Here is an 18,081-nt window from a genome sequence, read left to right on the forward strand (position 1 = left end):
AAACACAAGCATACCGGTTATTGCCTGGGGAGTCTGGTTAGCTTGCTAGTTTGTCGAGGGCCTCTGTTATCGAAAACATGTCTTTTACGCCCGTTGCCAGACAATACTGGTGCAGGTTATTTACCGTGCTTTGTATGTCTAAACTGAATTGGTTCAACTGCCGGATAATAAGTTGTTGTTGTGCTTTCTCCAGTTCCAGTTCGCGTTGTAACAACATGTTGTAATCAGGTGATTGCTGCGTCTTAGCTGTCCGGCGGCGGTGGCGGAACTGGTTAATCTGCAACTCTGATTCGCTAATAGCCTCGATAAGATTGATCCAGTTGGCTTGACCAATATAGCTGTTATGTTGATCGAGAAACAGCGCCAGCAGCAGCAAATTAACATTGAGCTGGTAATGGTCTTGCAGATAAATAAAAGTGGTTTTGCGTGGAGGATAAAAATGGCAGCTGAATTGCCAGAACGCCTCAGCTTGCCACTTCAAGATCAAATTCCTGTTGTAATTGTTCGAGTTGTTCTTGCAAGTCAAGCCAATGCATTTCGTTGTCTTCCAACTCGTCTTTCAACGCAGCTTGCTGTTGCAATAAATCGGTCAGTTGCTGTTTGCGCTCCGACTGGTATAAGTCTGTATCGGCAAGCTGCTGTTCGATCGTCATCAATTCTGATTGATGTTGATGCATAGCCTTTTCATGCTTTGTAATACGCTGCCGTATTGGATGGGTCTTTTTCCTGAATTCAGCTTCCAGACGTTTTAGCTGCTTTCGATCAACCTTATCGGCTTTGTCTATTGGCTTGTTGGGTTCGCCTTCCTGCAACAGATACTGGCGATAGTCATCCAGATCGCCGGCAAAAGGCTGAACGTTGCCCTTATCGACCAGATAAAATTCATCGCAGACCGACGAGAGCAAAAATCGGTCATGCGATACCAGCACCATAGCGCCGGAAAAACCTTGCAGAGCAAGATTGAGGGCATGGCGCATATCCAGATCGAGGTGGTTAGTCGGTTCATCCAGCAATAACAAATTGGGTTTCTGATAAACTACCAGGGCTAATACCAGTCTGGCTTTTTCGCCCCCTGACATCGGTGCTACCGGACTGAGTGCCTCATCGCCGTTAAAACCGAAGCTGCCTAAAAATGTACGCAATGTTTGTTCGGTGGCCTGAGGATCGATACTCACCAGGTGGTCCAGAGGGGAATGCTCACCGGTCAAATACTCAAGTTGATGCTGTGCAAAATAGCCAATTTGTAGTCCCGCGGAGGTTCGGTACTCTCCCTGTATCGGACTTTTTTCACCCGCTAACAGTTTAATTAATGTCGATTTACCGGCTCCGTTACGACCCAGCAAGCCAATCCGGCTACCGGGAACCAGGTTAAGTTGCAGTTTTTCCAGTATTACCTTGTCATCATATCCCACTTTAACCTGCTCCATGCTAACCAGCGGGTTGGGCAGTTTGGGGGGAGCCGGAAATGAAAAAGAAAACGCGCTGTCCTGATGGGCTGGTAACAGCATCTCCATTTTTTCCAGCTGCTTAACCCTGCTTTGGGCTTGTTTGGCTTTACTGGCTTTGGCGCCGAAACGGTCAATGAAGGATTGTAAGTGAGCCACTTTTTCTTGTTGACGCTGATAATTAATTTGTTGCAAGCGAATCCGCTCAGCCCTTTGTTTTTCGTAGGCTGAGTAGCCGCCAGTATAAGCAACCAGCTGGCAATGCTCGATACTTAAAATGTGTCCAATGGTGTTGTCCAGAAATTCCTTGTCGTGTGAAATCAGCATCAAGGTACCCGGGTAACGTTGTAGCCATTTTTCCAGCCAGATCACCGCATCTAAATCCAGGTGATTGGTGGGTTCATCCAGCAATAGCAAATCGGAACGACGTATTAGGGCCTGAGCCAGATTGAGTCGCATACGCCAGCCACCAGAAAATGCGGTGACCGGGTGAGAAATTTGTTCGGTTGAAAAGCCCAGACCGCTTAATATCGTTGCTGCTCTGGCTTGAATGTCGTAGGCACCGGCTTCTTCGAGCTGGATATGAATAGCAGCAATTTTTTCCCCCTGATGCTGCTGTTCTGCTTCACTAAGTTGTTGTTGCAGCTGACGATAACCTTGATCACCATCGATAACATAATCTATTGCACTGCGATCAACTGCGGGTGTTTCCTGTGCCACACTGGCCAATTGCCACTGTTGAGGCAGGCTGACATCGCCCTGATCGGTCTGCAGCTTTTTCTGCAATAAGGCGAAAAGGCTGGATTTTCCGCATCCATTGGCTCCGATGAGGCCGACCTTGTGGCCAGGGTATACACGCGCATTGGCATTCTCTAACAATACTTTACTGCCGCGCATCAGTACGACATCGGAAAACTGGATCATCTTTCGCTCATTGGATTATTTTGGGGTATTATCCTTGTCCCATTGCCTGCAAACAATACCCAGTTTCGCCAGAGTGCGTTTATTCACACTCTAGGTATTGATAAATAACGAAGTATCGAAATGTCAGAGAAAACAAAAAAACGTTTTATAGCCGGGGCGGTATGCCCTAAATGTCAGGAACTGGATAGCATTATGCTGTTTTGGCAAGATAATATTGAACAACTGGAATGTGTAAAATGCGGTTATCACGACAGCCAGCCCGGTGATAAGGTACAACAGGCTAGCCGCAATGAGGAAAAGGTTATTGGCGTCTTTAAGCCTGACTAGTCATTACTCCGTTGGCTATGACGTATATGACCATAATTAAGTACTGCCACAAATACACTGCCGCCGACCATATTACCTGCCAGAACAGTCAAAATAATCGGTACTAATTCCCAGAACGAGACAATGTCACTAGCGAAATAGGCGGCAAACAATTCGATTGAACCGGCAATCGAATGATGTAGTCCGCCCAGGCCAATAATAAAAGTCACGATATAGATGCTGAATATCTGGCTGAGAGTCGAATAAGTTGACAACACAATCCACGCCCCCAGAGCCATTAACCAGCCGGCCAGGATCGCACTGACAAAAAGAGTGATGGTAGAAAAATGCATCAAGTGTTCAGCCAGAATGGCATAGCCACGGCTGGCATGAATCACCTCTTCGGCAATATTCAGCAATCCAGCGCTGGCTGCGCCACCAATTAGGTTACCTCCAACAACTACCGCCCACAATCTGAACAATTTATTCAGACTGGATTTACCGTCTAGTACCGGATACACAGCCGTGGCAGTGTGTTCGGTGAACAATTGAGTACGACTGAGAATACACAGAACAAAGCCTAGCGGGTAAACGGCGGCGATTACGACTTTATTTAAACCTTGGCTCAGATCCGGAATAAGACTGGCCATTACCGCAACCGCCAACACACTGAAACACAAAATCATTCCAGCAGCGACAGCCGACAAAAATAAAGAAGCTGCCGGGCGTTCAAGTTGCTCTTTACCTTCCTGAATCGCTTTTTCCAAAATATCGTCTGGATGGCGAAAGGTTTCATCTGTCCTTTTGACAATGACCGATACAAACTCACTGTTTTCCTGCTTGCGTTCCTTGGAGCGTCCCGTTTCTTTGTTACTTAGCAGGGGGTCACCGGAACTGGAAATAATTTGAGATTTTTGCTCTTGCATTGTTTTTCCTTTAACTAGTGCGCATATAGGTTCTAGAACATGAGTTCTAATAATGGGGAGGAGGAGCTTCCTGGTCTTCGCGAGCAATATTGGAACTCTGCATATTTTTTACTTTATCCAGCAGATACTGCATTTGAAATTGTAGCTTTTCCAGCTGACTCTGCTGATTGGTTAACGCGTCGTTAAGTTGTTCAATAGTATCATCCTGAAATGCTACTTTGGTTTGCAGTTGCTCAATCTGGTTGGTTAAATCATTCACTTGTTACTCTCCAATGGCCAGACTTCTGCCAGACCACTACTACTCTCTGATATTAGACTAAACTCGGACAGGAATCCCACTGCGTATACAACTGCGCTCTGGGGTTGGGGGCCATCTCTGGGAGCAACCCGCCATTCCTGTAGTTGTTCGCCACTTTGTACATCCCACAAATCTATCCGGCGGGTGGGTGAGCCGGTAAGTAGGTACTTGCCATCTTTTGAGAACCTGGCCGAACTGAATATCTTTTGTCGTTCAAAATAACTCAATCGACTGATTTCTTTGCCGGTTTGTACATCCCAGATACGCGCAAGTTTCTGGCTGTCGGCCGTAAAAGCATAACGGCCCTCCGGATCCAGCGCCACTTTGCTGACCCGGCTAGGATGGGCAAATTTATAAATAACCTGACCGTTGCGAGTGTCCCACAAGTAAGCGACATAATCATTACCACCGCTCAGGGCATAAAAGCCATTAGGGGATATATCGACGCTGTTAATTTTTTCCTGATGGCCCAAGAATTCCAGTCTGCGTCCGGAAACCGGTTCGAAGAACATTACCTTGCCGTTGCTGCGTCCCACCAGAATACCGCGTCCCTGATCGGATACGGCAACATCTCGGATATTGGATTCATCAATGCGCCAAAAACCTTCAGGTTCGCCGCTGGCAAGATTCCATAAACCGAAGGCTTCCCGATCCGAGGTCACCACATAGGAGTTGTCATAGGCAATGGCAAGGCTGACGACCAGATTATTTCCCTCTCCCTGATGACTCCAATGATATTTGACCTGATCTTTTTGTAAATCCCAAACCGTCACGTTTTGGGAAATGCCGGATACCACGCTAATTGTCGCGTCGTTAGAAATAACGGCGGCTAACGCACCACCTTCACTATGCACCGATGACTTCAAGGGGGCGTCGGTAATGAAAGAGCAGCCTGTCAGGATCAGAGAAATGATCCATAATCGAAAAAACAACAGCATAACCGGTTTCTCTTTTGTTACTGTGGGTTTAGTATAAGCGCTTTGTTTTAACTACTCAGCTTAATTTCACTAGGAGCAAAATAGTTTTAATGCCTAATTGAATTTTAGGGCAGTCATATTGTCCATTAGCCGTTATGTTAATTACATTGTACAGGCTGATTAACAAAAGTGAGTGTTAGACTCTGCCTGTTATCAATCTTTTTCGGTTTTATCACTAACAGTTCTTTTTTCATCTAGCTTTGATTTCAATATAATTTGGAGAATTTCATGAAGTATACATCGGTTGCATTATTGCTTTTATCGTCCCTGGGACTCGTGGCTTGTCAACAGGAAAAGCCTGCTGAAGACAAGGATCAGGTCAAGATCGAGCAAACACAAGATGCTGCAGCAGAATTAAAAACCGACGCAGAAAAACAAGCCTATGCGCTGGGCGCATCTTTAGGACAGTATTTAAATCAGCAATTGACCATTCAGGAAGAAACCGGTGTGGAGCTGGACCGCAAACTGGTGATTAAGGGAATTATAGCCGCAGCGGAAGACAAATCCGTTTTGAGTTCAGAACAGGTACAAGAGCAGATTACCGCTTTACGCACCTTGGTCACTGCGAAGCAGGCTGAGAAAGCCGAAGCGGCCGGTGCCGAAAATGTTAAAGCAGGTGAAGCTTATCTCGCTGAAAATGCTAAGCGTGAAGGTGTGAAGGTGACTGAATCCGGCCTTCAGTATGAAGTGATTAAACAAGGTGACGGACCGAAACCGAAAGAGCAAGACACGGTAAAAGTTCACTATAAAGGCACATTGTTAGATGGTACTGAGTTTGATTCTTCTTATTCCCGTAATCAACCGGCTGTGTTTCCATTAAACCGCGTAATTGCTGGCTGGACAGAGGGATTGCAGTTAATGAATGTCGGTTCTACCTATCGCTTCCATATTCCGGCTGAGTTGGCATATGGCTCTAGAAGTACAGGAAAAATAACACCTAATTCAACGTTAATTTTTGATGTTGAATTACTCAGCATTGAAGATACTTCTGCTGCCGATTAATTTAACTCTATTGATTGGAAAAGAAATTAAAAAGCCGGGTATTACCCGGCTTTGTTTTTAATGATATTCAGCTTGATTTTCCGTGCTGAGCCTTTTCCCATTCACATTATGTACCCGTTATACGGGTGATACAGGCCGGTTTAACCGGTTAGTGTTTGAACTGAAAAGATAACTGTTTGCAAAGTTTAACCTCTTAATTTGAATAGCTTCTTCTGCTTATTCGATGTGCGTTAACACGAGGTAAAACCCGATATTCAGAACGCTTTATACATACCTCCTGTTTATCTGCGACGTTACTTATAGTCTAGTTCAGGCTGGTGGTTTAGCAGGCTATTTTTTATAACAAATAGCGCTAATCTGATACCACATAATACCCGAAGGTGTTTTCACTTCGACTTCGTCATCAACCTGTTTACCGATTAATGCGCGAGCGGTTGGGGAGTCAATACTGATCTTGTTTTCTTTCATATCCAGTTCGTCAGGTCCAACTAATTGATATTCTGCCTGTTTACCTTCCTCATCAATTAAACTTACCCATGCACCAAAAAAAACTTTTCCGTTCTGTTGCTCGGAGGGGTAAATTATTTTTAATTCATCCAGACGTTTGGTTAGAAAACGTACGCGTCGATCAATTTCTCTCAACTGTTTTTTGCCATAGATATACTCGGCGTTTTCTGAACGATCACCTTGTGCAGCCGCTTCCTGCACTGACTTGGTGACTTGCGGGCGCTTTTCTTTCCATAAATAGCGGAGCTCCAGTTCCAGCTTTTCCCAACCCGCGCGGGTAATGTAATTTGTCCTTTTCATTCAGCCTCTTTAAAAAAATGCTCTTTCCGGTAGACCACAACTGGTAAACTACACAAGTAACCCATATATATGCCTTCAAATAAGTTATTTCAATTCGCTAGCAAGAGCTTTTACATGATAACCAACACTATAGCCAATGAACTTCAGGTCAGTCCCCAACAAGTACAAGCCGCCATTACCTTACTCGATGATGGTGCCACGGTGCCTTTTATCGCGCGATATAGAAAAGAAGCCACTCAGGGGCTGGATGATATTCAATTGCGTCAGCTTGAACAGCGTTTGCAGTATTTGCGGGAATTACATGACCGCAAGACGGTTATTGTTAAGTCAATTCGCGAACAGGAGAAATTAACCCCAGAACTGGAAGCGAAAATATTAGAGGTACAAAGCAAGACCGAATTGGAAGATCTGTATTTACCTTATAAGCCCAAGCGTCGGACCAAAGGTCAAATTGCAATTGAGGCAGGATTGCTCCCCCTGGCGGATAAGCTTCTGGCAGATCCTGAATTGGATCCTGAGCAGCAGGCTGCCGATTTTATCAATGTCGAGGCTGGAATTGCGGATGTTAAAGCTGCGCTGGACGGGGCGAAGTTTATTTTGATGGAGCGTTTTGCTGAGGATGCTGAACTACTGCAAAAAATTCGCCGTTACCTGACCGAGAATGCCTTTATCAGCAGTAAAGTCGTTGTCGGTAAGGAACAGGCGGGAGCCAAATTTTCTGATTATTTTGAGCATAGTGAAAAACTGATGAAAACGCCTTCGCACAGGGCATTGGCGATGTTTCGTGGACGCAACGAAGGTGTTTTACAAGTGAGTCTGGTTGCCGATCCTGTGCAAGCTGAAGATCAACGTAGTTCCTATTGTGAAACCATTATTGCCGACCATCTTGGATTAAGTTTTAGTAACCGGGCTGGGGATAAGTGGCTGCAATCCGTTGTGCAGTGGACATGGCGGATTAAAACTCTGTTACATATGGAAAATGAGTTGTTTGGTTTACTGCGTGAAAATGCGGAGCAGGAAGCGATTCAAGTCTTTGCCAAGAATTTGAATGATTTATTGATGGCCGCTCCGGCCGGTGCCAAAGTGACAATGGGACTGGATCCAGGTTTACGTACTGGTGTTAAGGTTGCGGTGGTGGATGAAACGGGTAAGGTCTTGACGACCAACACTATTTTCCCCCATGCGCCACAGAATCACTGGGATAAGTCGGTGAGAACGCTGGCTAATATGTGTCAGCAGTATAAAGTTCAGCTTATTAGTATAGGCAACGGAACGGGTTCCCGGGAAACCGACAAGCTCGTTGCGGAATTGATCAAGGCAAATCCGCAACTTGGATTAAACAAGATTGTTGTCAGTGAAGCCGGTGCCTCGGTTTATTCCGCATCTGAACTAGCCTCCAAAGAATTTCCGGATATGGACGTTTCATTGCGTGGTGCAGTGTCTATCGCCCGGCGTTTACAGGATCCTTTGGCTGAGCTGGTTAAAATTGAACCCAAAGCCATAGGAGTGGGCCAATATCAACATGACGTCAGCCAAAGCCACTTGGGTAAAAGTCTTGATACTGTCATTGAAGATTGTGTTAACGCTGTTGGGGTGGATTTAAATACCGCTTCAGTGGCGCTACTTTCACATGTCTCGGGCTTGAACAGGACCCTGGCCAATAATATTGTGCAATTTCGTGATGCAAATGGTGCGTTTGCTGGGCGCAAGCAATTATTGCAAGTAGAACGATTGGGACCTAAAGCTTATGAACAGGCAGCCGGATTTTTGCGAGTAATGAATGGTAGCGATCCGCTTGATCGCTCCGCAGTACATCCTGAAGCTTACCCTGTTGTGACAAAAATGCTTGAAGTGGCTGGGACAGCGGTGAATGATTTAATTGGCAATACCGATTTATTGCGTCGTTTAAGCCCGGAAACCTTTGTCAGTGAAGCGTTCGGTTTGCCCACTATTACTGACATTATTAAAGAATTGGAGAAGCCGGGACGTGATCCGCGTCCCGAATTCAAAACAGCCACCTTTAAAGAAGGGGTGGATAAGATATCCGATCTTAAATTAGGCATGATGCTGGAAGGCGTAGTGACCAACGTCGCTAATTTTGGTGCCTTTGTGGATGTGGGCGTTCATCAGGATGGTTTGGTACATATTTCTGCGTTAACCAACAAATTTGTATCAGATCCTCGAGAAGTGGTTAAAGCTGGTGATATTGTTAAAGTGAAGGTATTGGAAGTAGATGTGCCACGTAAGCGTATATCGTTGACGATGCGAATGGATGATGAAGTGATAGCTAAGCCAGCAGAAAAATCGACAAAGCGTCAAGACAAGCCAGCGAAAAGTCGCTCAGCAACATCGCAACCACATCGGGGTAATGCAGTGATGGGCAATGCGCTAGCAGATGCATTTGCTAACGCAAAACGTAGAAATTAATGTTTAAAGCTGTAAGCGGGATAAAGTGATTAGGCGCTCAGCTCAACCGCAGGTTGGTTGGGCTGAGAAGTCTGTAGATAATAGTCGGTAATACGCAGTGCGCGTTGATTAATCTGCGGATCGCGTTGTTCCAGCAATTGACGGAAACGCTCATTATCACCGCTTTCCAGTGAGACTTCGGCGCCACCAGCTGCGGCAACCGGATCGTCTTCGTGTAATGAACGTCGGGTTGAGTCAACGCCGGTGCCTTCGACAATATCTTCCAGTTCTGGCCCCAATTGGATATTTTGCTCTTCATCGCTAAAGGCTTGCAAAAAGCTGGCTCGGGTATCCTCATTATTTTGGGCTGCGATTTGCGCTCTGGCTTCGCTGGCTTTCTGGCTGGCTTCGCTGGCAACCTGTAAATCTTGCGGGGAAGGCTCGGTAGGTGCCAATGCCGCTGCTCTGACTTGCTGCATTTTGCGCAATGTCTCTTCCGGTGTGGATTCTTCGGAGATATCTATGGAGACCTCACCACCGACAGCATAGCGTTGTCCATCCGGTCCGGATTCAAATTCGTAGTTTGGTGAACCAGCATATTGTCCACCACGTTGTGCGTGGGCTCGTTCGTGATTTCTGACCTCGCCGTCCCGTTCTTCCAGCTCTTCGATTTTTTTGCTATCAGCTTGTTGCTGTTGCTTATCTTCGGCACTTTGTTTACCGGCACTGGGGTCTTCAGCATTATCTTTGTTTAAGTTATTTTGTGCGTTGCCCGCTTGATTCGGTTGAGGCTTTTCATAGGTAACGGGCTGGGGAGTTTGTCCTGCTGTCTTAACTTTATCCGACTCTGAACCCAGACCGCTTTCAGCGGCTGAGTTTTCTGCATTGCTCAGCGCTGGTATGGTTTCTCTTAGTTGATTGTCACGACGCGCCGCTTCCGTATTCACATTGGATGTTGTGAATGGGATTGCGGTAGGTAATGGGGTGACAATGTTCATTGATAAATCTCTGCGCGATCAGGCTATGTCATCAATCAGGTTGCCAACCAGATCTTTGGCAACGCCGATCACTTTAGATGAAGCTTGCGCGTAATTGAGATTATTTTGTAATGACAGTAAATTACCGGTTAGATTGTCCTTATTCCCTAAACCGGACAGCAGGTCTCTTGGCTGACGTAGCTGCTGTTTTGCTGCATCAGCTAATACATCTGTGGTGTCCCGGGGGTGTGCTGCCCGATTGGCAATATCAAAGGAAGCTTGAGTAATTCCTTTGGACGCTTGCTGTAACCCGAATGTTCCGGACAGCAACGCTGAATTGACACTATTAGCCACACTAAATGACATACCACTACTCCTCTCATACCTCATGGCTAATTATTAACCAAAAAGGTCTAATTTAGAAGCATTTATTAGTCTTTATTCAGCTGATGGGCAGATTACTTATAGCAAGCGGATATAGCCTTAAGGGGTAATGGAGTGCATAAATTTAACGACTCTTTTTGCAAAATCCTGTTGAGCAGAAATAAAAGGTGCATGTGATGCTTTGGCAAATACTTCTGTTTGATGCGTTGGTGGGTAAAGCTGAGTAATAGGCAGGTGCGCTTTTTGCGGCACTAATGAGTCGAGCTTGCCATAGCAGTTGAGTACCGGCAGCGTTAATTGGGCCAGATCGGCTCTAAGGTCAGCTGTTTGCAATATATTCAATCCACCATAAAGCGCCTCGGTGGCTGGCTGTGGATGCTGGACAATCGACTTCTTCAGTGCCTTGACATCCTGACGTGCGCTATCGCTACCCATTGCCTGTATCGCCAGAAAACGATCCAGTGTTTTAGTGAAATCTCCGTTGAGTTGCTGGGTGAACATTTGTAGAACCTGGGAAGAAATTCCTGGCCAATTGTCTGTTGCAACAAATTTGGGCGAGGATGCTACGTTGATTAATCCACGTAGCGGAACTTTCGCATTGATGGCTATATGACTGGCAACGAGGCCGCCCAAAGACCAGCCCAGGATGACACTATTAGAAGGAATATGCGGCACGATGAGGTCGGATACGCTGGCTAAATTGTACTGCTCAGGTAGGCAATCACTACTGCCGCCAAAGCCGGGAAGATCAATGCAGGTTATTCGAAAATCTGTACTGATTAGCTCAATCAGCGAACTCCACACACCCGAATTAACTCCCCATCCGTGCAGTAATACTAAATCATGGCCGCTACCTTGACGACAGCTAAAAACAGAGGATGACATTTGTACTATATTTACCCGCTCGGGAAGTTGTTTTTGGAAACCATGATGATAAGGGAATATAAAGGGAAGGAATAGAGCAAATGACTATCTCGTCATCCGGTCAATTTGGATCGCTTATACAATCCATGTTTGGTCTGCAATCTTGTCTGGTTTGCTTGCAAAATTCGGCACAGCTTATTTGCACTTATTGTCAAGATGACCTGGAGACTTTTAATCTAGATGAATGCGGTCATAATTTGCTTAATTGGCCTTCCGTTCGTCAAGCTTTACCCCAATTACAATGTGACCATTTTATAGCACTGAGTGACTACCAGTGGCCTTTGTCAAATTTATTAGTTGGACTAAAGTTTGGCCAGCGTGTCGTTTTTGCCAAGGCGCTTGCCGAGTTATTCTGTCGTTATATGTTGACGGAACAGGTTTTACTACCGCAGGCGATTATTCCGGTACCTTTACATATTAATCGCTTCAGACAACGAAAATATAATCAGGCGCTAGAAATTGCCCGTCACATTGCGAGTCATACCGGTTTACATCTGGATTATCAATTGTGCCGGCGGATTAGGGCCACTCAACCCCAGACCGATCTCAACGGTGCACAGCGACGTAAAAACTTGCATCAGGCATTTGTATTAAATGGCCAACCGAGTTATCAGCACGTGGTTATTTTCGATGATATTGTCACCACCGGAACAACAGTGAATGAGTTGGCCAGAACCTTGAAGCAGGCTAATCCTGCCATGCAGATAGATATTTGGAGTATTTGTGTGGCATTGCCAGATTAAACGCCTTTGGCAGGCCGATTTTGTGTGGAGGTGAGCTTGATTATTCAGGGATTGTCGCCATATAGATATTATTACCTGAGTGATTTAGTCAGGTAATTTTGTTAGACTAGCGCTAAAACCCGTCACGCGTCATAGGATTTTTTATGATCAATATTTCTGAATCTGCCCAAACTCATTTTGGCAAATTACTCAGTAGCCAAACCGAAGGCACCAACATACGTGTTTTTGTGGTCAATCCAGGTACACCAAGCGCTGAATGCGGTGTGTCTTACTGTCCTCCGGACGCAGTAGAGGAAACCGATATACGCCTCAATTTTAGTGGTTTTGATGCGGTTGTTGACGCCGACAGTGCACCATTTTTAGAAGACGCGGAAATCGATTTTGTTACCGACCAGATGGGCTCTCAGCTGACGCTTAAGGCTCCCAATGCCAAAGTCCGTCAGGTAGATGATGATGCGCCGCTGGTGGAACGTGTCAATTATATGATTGATGCCGAGATTAACCCGCAACTGGCCAGCCATGGCGGTAAAGTTATTTTGGTCGAGATCACGGCTGATGGTATAGCCCGTTTACAATTCGGCGGCGGCTGCAACGGCTGTTCGATGGTTGATGTGACTCTCAAGGAAGGAATTGAAAAGCAGCTTCTGGCGCAATTCCCCAATGAGCTAAGCGGCGTCAAAGATGCCACTGAACACGAAGCTGGTGAACACTCTTATTATTAGTCAGAACTGATAGTGTGGATCCGCAATCTAGTCTATCGCGCAGGCGCCAATCCTCGTAAGAGTTGGCGCCTGTTTATTATTGGCTTGGGCATTTTTGCGCTGGGTGTATTGTTTATCCTGTTTGGCGCGCAGCAGTATTATTTGCTGCAAATACCGGGACTGGTGCTATTGCTAACCGGTTTTTTAATCGCCGCATGGGGATATTTTGGCATTTTCGCCAATCGATTTTCGCAACTGCTTAATCGAGTAAAACCGCCTTCTTTTGAAGATAATTGAAGTGGATCATTAACGTCAGTCCTCGCAAGGTCAAAAAACTCAGTAGCGCTATCCATAATGCGTGATTACCGAGAAATTTCAGTAAATAAAAAACAGGGAAAAAGCCGACAATGGCACTAACCAGCATAGAGTCCCGCATTGCTTTTGCCCTGCCAAGACCAACATATACACCGTCCATTAAAAAGCACCAGTGCCCGACTAGAGGCAGTACCCATATATAAGGCAAAAATTCTCTGGCTTGTTGTTGTAGTTGCGGGATATCCGTCATGACGTCGATAATCATACCGCCAAACAGCATATAAACGGCGCAATACAACATGGATAGCAATACCGACCAACTTAAACCGAGATAGGTGCGAGAAATGATTTGAGCAGGTTTCCTGGCGCCTTTACTTTCGCCGGTGAGAGCTTCGGCTGAATAAGCAATTGCGTCGAGTCCCAAAGCGCAAAGAACAAAAAATTGATGAAGCAGGCTATTGATGGCAATGGTCATTTCGCCCCATCGAGCACCCTGTACAACAATAAATGCCATACATAATTGCAATGCCAGATTACGGATAAACATCGCCGAATTGACAGAAAATAACGATGACAAATGACTCATCTTGAACCAGTCAGGTATCAGGTAACTTAAATCGATTTTCTTCAAGGAGTGATGGAACATAGCCAAACACATTGTATACTCAGCGATGACAGTCGCCAGGGCGACACCTTCGACGCCCATATCAAGCCCGTAAACCAGCAAGAAATTCAACAGTACATTCAGCGTATTTCCCCCTATCTGAACCAGCATTACAAAGCGAGCATACTGCTGACCGAGTAGCCAGCCGACTAAAACCAGACTGGATAATGCGGCTGGGGCTCCCCACACCCGAATGTAAAAATATTCGCGTGCAATACTTGCAACGTTGGCTGCCGGTTGGGTGAAGTATATTGCAACTTGCAATAACCAATTCCTGCCCAAAAACAGCAGCGTTGCGATGACGAGAGCGAGTAATAGAGACTGTAAGAGTGTTTTGGTTGCATTTTCAACAGAACCTTGCCCTTTGGCTTGAGCACTAAGACCGGTGGTACTCATGCGCAAAGCGCCGCTCAACCAATATAGTTGAGTGATCAGCATTGCTCCTATGGCAACTCCGGCCAGAAAATCGACGGCATCCATATGCCCGACTATTGCGGTATCCACCATACCTAACAGTGGTTGAGTAATATTGCTGAGCAGCATGGGGCCGCTAATCAATGCGATCTTGAGATGTTCCGTTTTATTCCAGAACCAGTGTTTTTTCATTTTGAGACGTGCTTAAATAGTTTTAGCAACAGGTTAACTGAATCAATAGGTAATAACGATCAAGAACTTACGTGCAACTTTCAAAATTTTAGGCTCCATGCTGTTGATGACCTGTACCGCCATTGCTCAGGCTAGCTCCAGTGCTGTCATTTTACAGTATCACCATGTGGCAAATGATACCCCGGCAAGTACGACTGTGAGCCCCGAGCAGTTCAGGCAACATATGCAATATTTGCAACGGCATTATCAAGTCTGGCCGTTGGATAAGTTGATTGATGCGGTGAAAAAGGACAATTCTGTTCCTGATAATGTGGTGGCTATTACCTTTGATGACGGTTATCTGAATATTTTGCAAAACGCAGCGCCGATTCTTAAAGAATTCCAGTTTCCTTACACCATTTTTATTAATCCGGATGAAATAGGTAAGCGCGACAACCAGCTTGACTGGCAGCAAGTTAAAGCCATGGCGGATCAGCAGGTGTTGTTTGCCAACCATAGCAATGGACACTTGCATTTGTTACAACGCCAATCCGCTGAATCCGAACAGGCTTGGCTGGAAAGAATTAGCAACAATATCCTTGCAGCAGAAGATAAACTTGAGCAAGAGTTAGGCTATAGCCTCAAATATCTGGCTTATCCTTATGGTGAATATAATTCAGCGTTACAAAGCTGGCTGAAAAAATCAGGTTATACCGGTTTTGGTCAGCATTCTGGTGCGTTTTCAACTAACAGTGATTTTTCCGCCCTGCCTCGTTATCCGGCCGCCGGTGTTTACGCCAGCCTGGACAGTCTAAAGGTAAAACTGGCGTCGCTTGCCTTGCCGGTTAAAAAAAACAGTATTAAGGATCCCGAATTTCAGTTCGGAGCGAATTACCCGGATATTCAATTGCAATTGGACAGTGACGACTTTAATCGGGATTTGTTTGCCTGCTTCTTGAAAGGGCAACGGCTGAAAGTTGACTGGAGTGGAGGAAAAGCAGAAATTGTTGTGGGCCAAGCGATGCCAGTTGGTCGGAGCCGAATAAACTGCACAGTACCCAGCAAGACAAAGAAAAGCCGCTATTACTGGTATTCTCAGCCTTTTTTTGTGGCAGATAAAAACGGCAACTGGCTTAACTGATACGGCAGGCCTTAATGATATGTCTGCACAATCGCAGGCATATCAGCCAAAATTTGTTGACCGCTACTAATCGCTGGTTGGCCCAGCTTGTGCTCCGGCTTAAATCGTCCGATAACCTGGGCCGAAGGATTAACCACCACCACTGACGCACTATGGTCAACCAGATAGTTCTCATTGTCCGTGCTGTCATTCATGCCATACATCATGCCCATTTTACGAATGAGCGGGAACAGCGTTTTATGTTCTGCACTGGCGGCGATAAATTGCGGATTAAAGAATTCGATATATTGTTTTAACCGTTCCGTAGTGTCCCGTTTAGGATCAACAGAAATAAACAGGATCTGGATGGGAAACTGGCTGTCTATTTTCTGTAAGTCGGGATAAATCGATTGAAGCTCTGCAAGTGTGGTCGGGCAGATGTCCGGGCAAAATGTATAGCCGACAAATGTGAGCGTCCAATGGTTTTGCAGGCGGGTTTTATCCAGCGGCTGGCTATTCTGGTCGGTAAGCTGGAAATCGCCTAATTCCCGCGGTTGCGGATACAGGTTGGCGTACTGAATCTGGTCATCTGGTTTGATAACCGCAGACAAATAGATGCCTCCCGCCAGGGAAAGGATTAGCAGCAGTCCGATAAAAACACTTTTTAAATTCATAGCTGGAATTTGCAATAGTGATCGAGCAACAGCAGGATAAACAATAGCATCAGATGGATGATGGAAAACCTGAAGGTTTGCATCGCTGTGTTTTCATTGCTGTCGTATTTGAGCTTCCAGGCGTAATACAAGAATCCGCCGTTAAGCAAAGTGGCACCGGCCAAGTATATCAACCCTGTCATGCCGACCAGATAAGGCAAAAAGCACACAATTCCGAGCAATATTGTATATAAAAACACCGAGGTTTTGGTAAATTCGATACCGTGAGTTACCGGTAACATTGGCACGCCGGCGCGGGCGTAATCCTTCTCGCGGTGAATGGCCAACGCCCAAAAGTGCGGGGGGGTCCAAGTATAAATAATCAGTACCAATAACAGTGCATGTGGATGAACGCTACCGGTAATGGCGCACCAGCCAAGTAATGGTGGTGCCGCGCCTGCCAGTCCACCGATAACAATATTTTGTGGTGTCGCGCGTTTCAGATACATCGTATAGATAACAGCATAACCGACCATGCTGGCCAAGGTCAGCATAGCGGTTAGTGTATTGACCCATATTTCCAGAGCAAGATAGCCTACTACGGCCAAAATAAAGGCAAAAACAAGTGCTCTTCGTGGGCTGATTTTCCCTTTAGGAACCGGACGATTATGGGTACGTGCCATTTTGGCATCGATCTGCCGGTCTACCACGTGATTGATAACTGCCGCTGAAGAAGAAAGCAGGCCGATGCCGAACAGCCCTAATACCACCGCTTGCCAATCCAGCGCCCCGGGTGACGATAAACACATGCCAACAACGGCAGTGAGTAACAGCAGCAGAATAACTTTTGGCTTGGTCATTTCATAATAATCACGCCAGCTAACATGTGCGCTATTTTTGACTTGCTGATCGAGAAGTTTTGACGTCATAATTTTCGGCTACGCCTTTCTGAATAGGGTGTAATTTATCAACACCATCACTAATAGCAAGCAGGCTCCGACGGCGTTATGCAATACCGCTACAATAATGGGTAAACCAAATACGACATTGCTGACGCCTAAAGCAACCTGCAAACCCAGCACCAGTACTAAACTAATGGCCTGTGTTTTGAATCTGTCGGTTCGGGCCACAGTATATAATCTTATCGCCAGCCAGCATAGGTAGATAAAGGTCACCAGTGCGCCTATTCGATGCATAATATGCATGGTCATGCGGGCCGAATAATCATGTACGCCGAATTCATAATTTTCTGCAGCAGGCAAGCTGAGCGCACCAGCAAAATTCAGTTTATCAAACCAGCCGGGTTCGCATACGGGCAGCTCAGTGCAGGCCAGAGCTGCATAGTTAGCCGTGGTCCAGCCTCCCAGCCCAATCTGGATAATTACTATAAGCAAACCTAGCATTGTATAACGAGCTAAATGCCTGACTTGGGGATCGCCTCCTGGAATACGAAAACCGGATAAGCGTAAATACAGCAGATACAAACAGGACAGGATAGCAAAACCACCTAACAAATGGCCCATCACCACCAGCGGCATCAAATTCATCGTGACTGTCCACATTCCCAGCGCGCCCTGAAAACAGACCATCACGACCAGTAGAAAAGGCAGTTTAAGCGGCCTTAACGGTTTTTTATTAACCAGACTTAGCAGGAAAATGACCACAATAAACAAACCTAAGGTGCTGGCAAAATAGCGATGGATCATCTCGTTCCAGGCCTTATGCGCTTCAACAGGGCGGTCAGGGAAAGCCTGTTGGGCGGCTTGCAGATGTTCCACTTGTTGTGGTACCGCATAGTGTCCGTAGCAGCCTGGCCAGTCGGGGCAGCCTAAACCGGCATCAGTCAGACGAGTGTAAGCGCCGAGAATAATGACAACAAATGCCAGGAAAAGGCTAACCAATACCATTTTTTTCACGACAAATG

20 protein-coding genes are annotated in these 18,081 nt (G+C 46.0%); 7 read left to right on the plus strand and 13 right to left on the minus strand.

Annotation, left to right across the window (positions count from 1 at the left end; all coding sequences use genetic code 11):
* Positions 1-37: 37 nt before the first annotated feature.
* The gene (locus V1467_RS00340; RefSeq protein WP_416306823.1) at positions 38-481 is read right to left on the minus strand and encodes a DUF2390 domain-containing protein; all 444 of its coding nucleotides are present in this window, start codon (positions 479-481) and stop codon (positions 38-40) included.
* Positions 465-2,369: an ATP-binding cassette domain-containing protein gene (locus V1467_RS00345; RefSeq protein WP_416306824.1), complete on the minus strand. Its 1,905-nt coding sequence runs from the start codon at positions 2,367-2,369 to the stop codon at positions 465-467. Before V1467_RS00345 ends, V1467_RS00340 begins: the two co-directional genes overlap by 17 nt.
* A 120-nt stretch (positions 2,370-2,489) precedes the next feature.
* Between V1467_RS00345 and V1467_RS00350 the strand changes: the two genes are divergently transcribed.
* The gene (locus tag V1467_RS00350; RefSeq protein ID WP_416306825.1) at positions 2,490-2,696 is read left to right on the plus strand and encodes a YheV family putative zinc ribbon protein; all 207 of its coding nucleotides are present in this window, start codon (positions 2,490-2,492) and stop codon (positions 2,694-2,696) included.
* Here V1467_RS00350 and V1467_RS00355 read toward each other — a convergent pair.
* Genes V1467_RS00355 through V1467_RS00365 form a run of 3 tightly spaced genes read right to left on the minus strand, consistent with a single transcriptional unit; the run spans position 2,693 to position 4,837 of the window.
* Positions 2,693-3,601: a formate/nitrite transporter family protein gene (locus tag V1467_RS00355; RefSeq protein ID WP_416306826.1), complete on the minus strand. Its 909-nt coding sequence runs from the start codon at positions 3,599-3,601 to the stop codon at positions 2,693-2,695. The two genes, V1467_RS00350 and V1467_RS00355, sit on opposite strands and share 4 nt — an antisense overlap.
* Before the next feature lie 46 nt (positions 3,602-3,647).
* Entirely contained in the window at positions 3,648-3,860 is a 213-nt protein-coding gene (locus V1467_RS00360) for a SlyX family protein (RefSeq protein WP_416306827.1), read from the minus strand.
* The gene (locus V1467_RS00365; RefSeq protein ID WP_416306828.1) at positions 3,857-4,837 is read right to left on the minus strand and encodes a WD40 repeat domain-containing protein; all 981 of its coding nucleotides are present in this window, start codon (positions 4,835-4,837) and stop codon (positions 3,857-3,859) included. The genes V1467_RS00360 and V1467_RS00365 overlap by 4 nt, the downstream gene beginning before the upstream one ends.
* Positions 4,838-5,104: 267 nt before the next feature.
* Between V1467_RS00365 and fkpA the strand changes: the two genes are divergently transcribed.
* Positions 5,105-5,878 carry an FKBP-type peptidyl-prolyl cis-trans isomerase gene (gene fkpA, locus V1467_RS00370; RefSeq protein WP_416306829.1) on the plus strand — a complete coding sequence of 258 codons (774 nt, stop codon included), beginning with the start codon at positions 5,105-5,107 and terminating at the stop codon, positions 5,876-5,878.
* Positions 5,879-6,208: 330 nt separating this feature from the next.
* On the opposite strand, the gene greB is transcribed toward fkpA, so the two are convergent.
* Positions 6,209-6,685, minus strand: a complete 477-nt coding sequence (gene greB / locus V1467_RS00375) for a transcription elongation factor GreB (protein WP_416306830.1) — start codon at positions 6,683-6,685, stop codon at positions 6,209-6,211.
* A gap of 114 nt (positions 6,686-6,799) precedes the next feature.
* On the opposite strand from greB, the gene V1467_RS00380 reads away from it, so the two are divergent.
* Positions 6,800-9,112 carry a Tex family protein gene (locus tag V1467_RS00380; RefSeq protein WP_416306831.1) on the plus strand — a complete coding sequence of 771 codons (2,313 nt, stop codon included), beginning with the start codon at positions 6,800-6,802 and terminating at the stop codon, positions 9,110-9,112.
* A 29-nt stretch (positions 9,113-9,141) separates the two neighbouring features.
* Here the strand turns inward: V1467_RS00380 and V1467_RS00385 are convergent, their stop codons facing one another.
* The 3 genes from V1467_RS00385 to bioH all read right to left on the minus strand — a co-directional run bounded on the left by V1467_RS00385 (position 9,142) and on the right by bioH (position 11,337).
* Positions 9,142-10,089, minus strand: coding sequence for a putative metalloprotease CJM1_0395 family protein (locus tag V1467_RS00385; RefSeq protein ID WP_416306832.1), 948 nt, complete (start codon positions 10,087-10,089; stop codon positions 9,142-9,144).
* A gap of 18 nt (positions 10,090-10,107) precedes the next feature.
* Positions 10,108-10,434, minus strand: coding sequence for a hypothetical protein (locus V1467_RS00390; RefSeq protein ID WP_416306833.1), 327 nt, complete (start codon positions 10,432-10,434; stop codon positions 10,108-10,110).
* Between the two features lie 117 nt (positions 10,435-10,551).
* Complete coding sequence (gene bioH / locus V1467_RS00395; RefSeq protein WP_416306834.1) at positions 10,552-11,337, minus strand: pimeloyl-ACP methyl ester esterase BioH; 786 nt, start codon at positions 11,335-11,337, stop codon at positions 10,552-10,554.
* 80 nt (positions 11,338-11,417) lie between these two features.
* Here bioH and V1467_RS00400 point away from each other — a divergent pair, with 80 nt between their 5' ends.
* The 3 genes from V1467_RS00400 to V1467_RS00410 all read left to right on the plus strand — a co-directional run bounded on the left by V1467_RS00400 (position 11,418) and on the right by V1467_RS00410 (position 13,117).
* A complete protein-coding gene (locus V1467_RS00400; RefSeq protein WP_416306835.1) occupies positions 11,418-12,119 on the plus strand; it encodes a ComF family protein in 702 nt (233 codons plus the stop codon).
* Between the two features lie 143 nt (positions 12,120-12,262).
* A complete protein-coding gene (gene nfuA, locus V1467_RS00405) occupies positions 12,263-12,841 on the plus strand; it encodes a Fe-S biogenesis protein NfuA (RefSeq protein WP_416306836.1) in 579 nt (192 codons plus the stop codon).
* A gap of 12 nt (positions 12,842-12,853) precedes the next feature.
* Entirely contained in the window at positions 12,854-13,117 is a 264-nt protein-coding gene (locus V1467_RS00410) for a hypothetical protein (protein WP_416306837.1), read from the plus strand.
* Here the strand turns inward: V1467_RS00410 and V1467_RS00415 are convergent.
* A complete protein-coding gene (locus V1467_RS00415; protein ID WP_416306838.1) occupies positions 13,080-14,405 on the minus strand; it encodes an MATE family efflux transporter in 1,326 nt (441 codons plus the stop codon). The genes V1467_RS00410 and V1467_RS00415 overlap by 38 nt on opposite strands.
* 106 nt (positions 14,406-14,511) lie before the next feature.
* Between V1467_RS00415 and V1467_RS00420 the strand changes: the two genes are divergently transcribed.
* Positions 14,512-15,525 (plus strand): polysaccharide deacetylase family protein, encoded by a 1,014-nt coding sequence (locus V1467_RS00420; protein ID WP_416308621.1) that lies wholly within the window; start codon positions 14,512-14,514, stop codon positions 15,523-15,525.
* A gap of 11 nt (positions 15,526-15,536) precedes the next feature.
* Here the strand turns inward: V1467_RS00420 and V1467_RS00425 are convergent, their stop codons facing one another.
* The 3 genes from V1467_RS00425 to V1467_RS00435 are packed head-to-tail and all read right to left on the minus strand — an operon-like array spanning position 15,537 to position 18,073.
* Positions 15,537-16,178 carry an SCO family protein gene (locus tag V1467_RS00425; RefSeq protein WP_416306839.1) on the minus strand — a complete coding sequence of 214 codons (642 nt, stop codon included), beginning with the start codon at positions 16,176-16,178 and terminating at the stop codon, positions 15,537-15,539.
* Positions 16,175-17,086, minus strand: a complete 912-nt coding sequence (gene cyoE, locus V1467_RS00430) for a heme o synthase (RefSeq protein ID WP_416306840.1) — start codon at positions 17,084-17,086, stop codon at positions 16,175-16,177. Before cyoE ends, V1467_RS00425 begins: the two co-directional genes overlap by 4 nt.
* 9 nt (positions 17,087-17,095) lie before the next feature.
* On the minus strand, positions 17,096-18,073 hold the full coding sequence (locus tag V1467_RS00435) for a COX15/CtaA family protein (protein WP_416306841.1): 978 nt from the start codon (positions 18,071-18,073) through the stop codon (positions 17,096-17,098).
* Positions 18,074-18,081 lie beyond the last annotated feature (8 nt).

Origin of the sequence: Neptunicella plasticusilytica, from assembly GCF_047922965.1 — a bacterium.
GTDB classification, from domain to species: domain Bacteria; phylum Pseudomonadota; class Gammaproteobacteria; order Enterobacterales; family Alteromonadaceae; genus Neptunicella; species Neptunicella plasticusilytica.

What these genes read in the sequence shown, in the direction of transcription:
- V1467_RS00345 (WP_416306824.1), bottom strand. Translation starts at nt 2,369, where the DNA reads ATGATCCAGTTTTCCGATGTCGTACTGATGCGCGGCAGTAAAGTATTG.
- V1467_RS00350 (WP_416306825.1), top strand. Translation starts at nt 2,490, where the DNA reads ATGTCAGAGAAAACAAAAAAACGTTTTATAGCCGGGGCGGTATGCCCT.
- V1467_RS00355 (WP_416306826.1), bottom strand. Translation starts at nt 3,601, where the DNA reads ATGCAAGAGCAAAAATCTCAAATTATTTCCAGTTCCGGTGACCCCCTG.
- V1467_RS00365 (WP_416306828.1), bottom strand. Translation starts at nt 4,837, where the DNA reads ATGCTGTTGTTTTTTCGATTATGGATCATTTCTCTGATCCTGACAGGC.
- fkpA (WP_416306829.1), top strand. Translation starts at nt 5,105, where the DNA reads ATGAAGTATACATCGGTTGCATTATTGCTTTTATCGTCCCTGGGACTC.
- greB (WP_416306830.1), bottom strand. Translation starts at nt 6,685, where the DNA reads ATGAAAAGGACAAATTACATTACCCGCGCGGGTTGGGAAAAGCTGGAA.
- V1467_RS00380 (WP_416306831.1), top strand. Translation starts at nt 6,800, where the DNA reads ATGATAACCAACACTATAGCCAATGAACTTCAGGTCAGTCCCCAACAA.
- V1467_RS00385 (WP_416306832.1), bottom strand. Translation starts at nt 10,089, where the DNA reads ATGAACATTGTCACCCCATTACCTACCGCAATCCCATTCACAACATCC.
- V1467_RS00390 (WP_416306833.1), bottom strand. Translation starts at nt 10,434, where the DNA reads ATGTCATTTAGTGTGGCTAATAGTGTCAATTCAGCGTTGCTGTCCGGA.
- bioH (WP_416306834.1), bottom strand. Translation starts at nt 11,337, where the DNA reads ATGTCATCCTCTGTTTTTAGCTGTCGTCAAGGTAGCGGCCATGATTTA.
- V1467_RS00400 (WP_416306835.1), top strand. Translation starts at nt 11,418, where the DNA reads ATGACTATCTCGTCATCCGGTCAATTTGGATCGCTTATACAATCCATG.
- nfuA (WP_416306836.1), top strand. Translation starts at nt 12,263, where the DNA reads ATGATCAATATTTCTGAATCTGCCCAAACTCATTTTGGCAAATTACTC.
- V1467_RS00415 (WP_416306838.1), bottom strand. Translation starts at nt 14,405, where the DNA reads ATGAAAAAACACTGGTTCTGGAATAAAACGGAACATCTCAAGATCGCA.
- V1467_RS00420 (WP_416308621.1), top strand. Translation starts at nt 14,512, where the DNA reads ATGACCTGTACCGCCATTGCTCAGGCTAGCTCCAGTGCTGTCATTTTA.
- V1467_RS00425 (WP_416306839.1), bottom strand. Translation starts at nt 16,178, where the DNA reads ATGAATTTAAAAAGTGTTTTTATCGGACTGCTGCTAATCCTTTCCCTG.
- cyoE (WP_416306840.1), bottom strand. Translation starts at nt 17,086, where the DNA reads ATGACGTCAAAACTTCTCGATCAGCAAGTCAAAAATAGCGCACATGTT.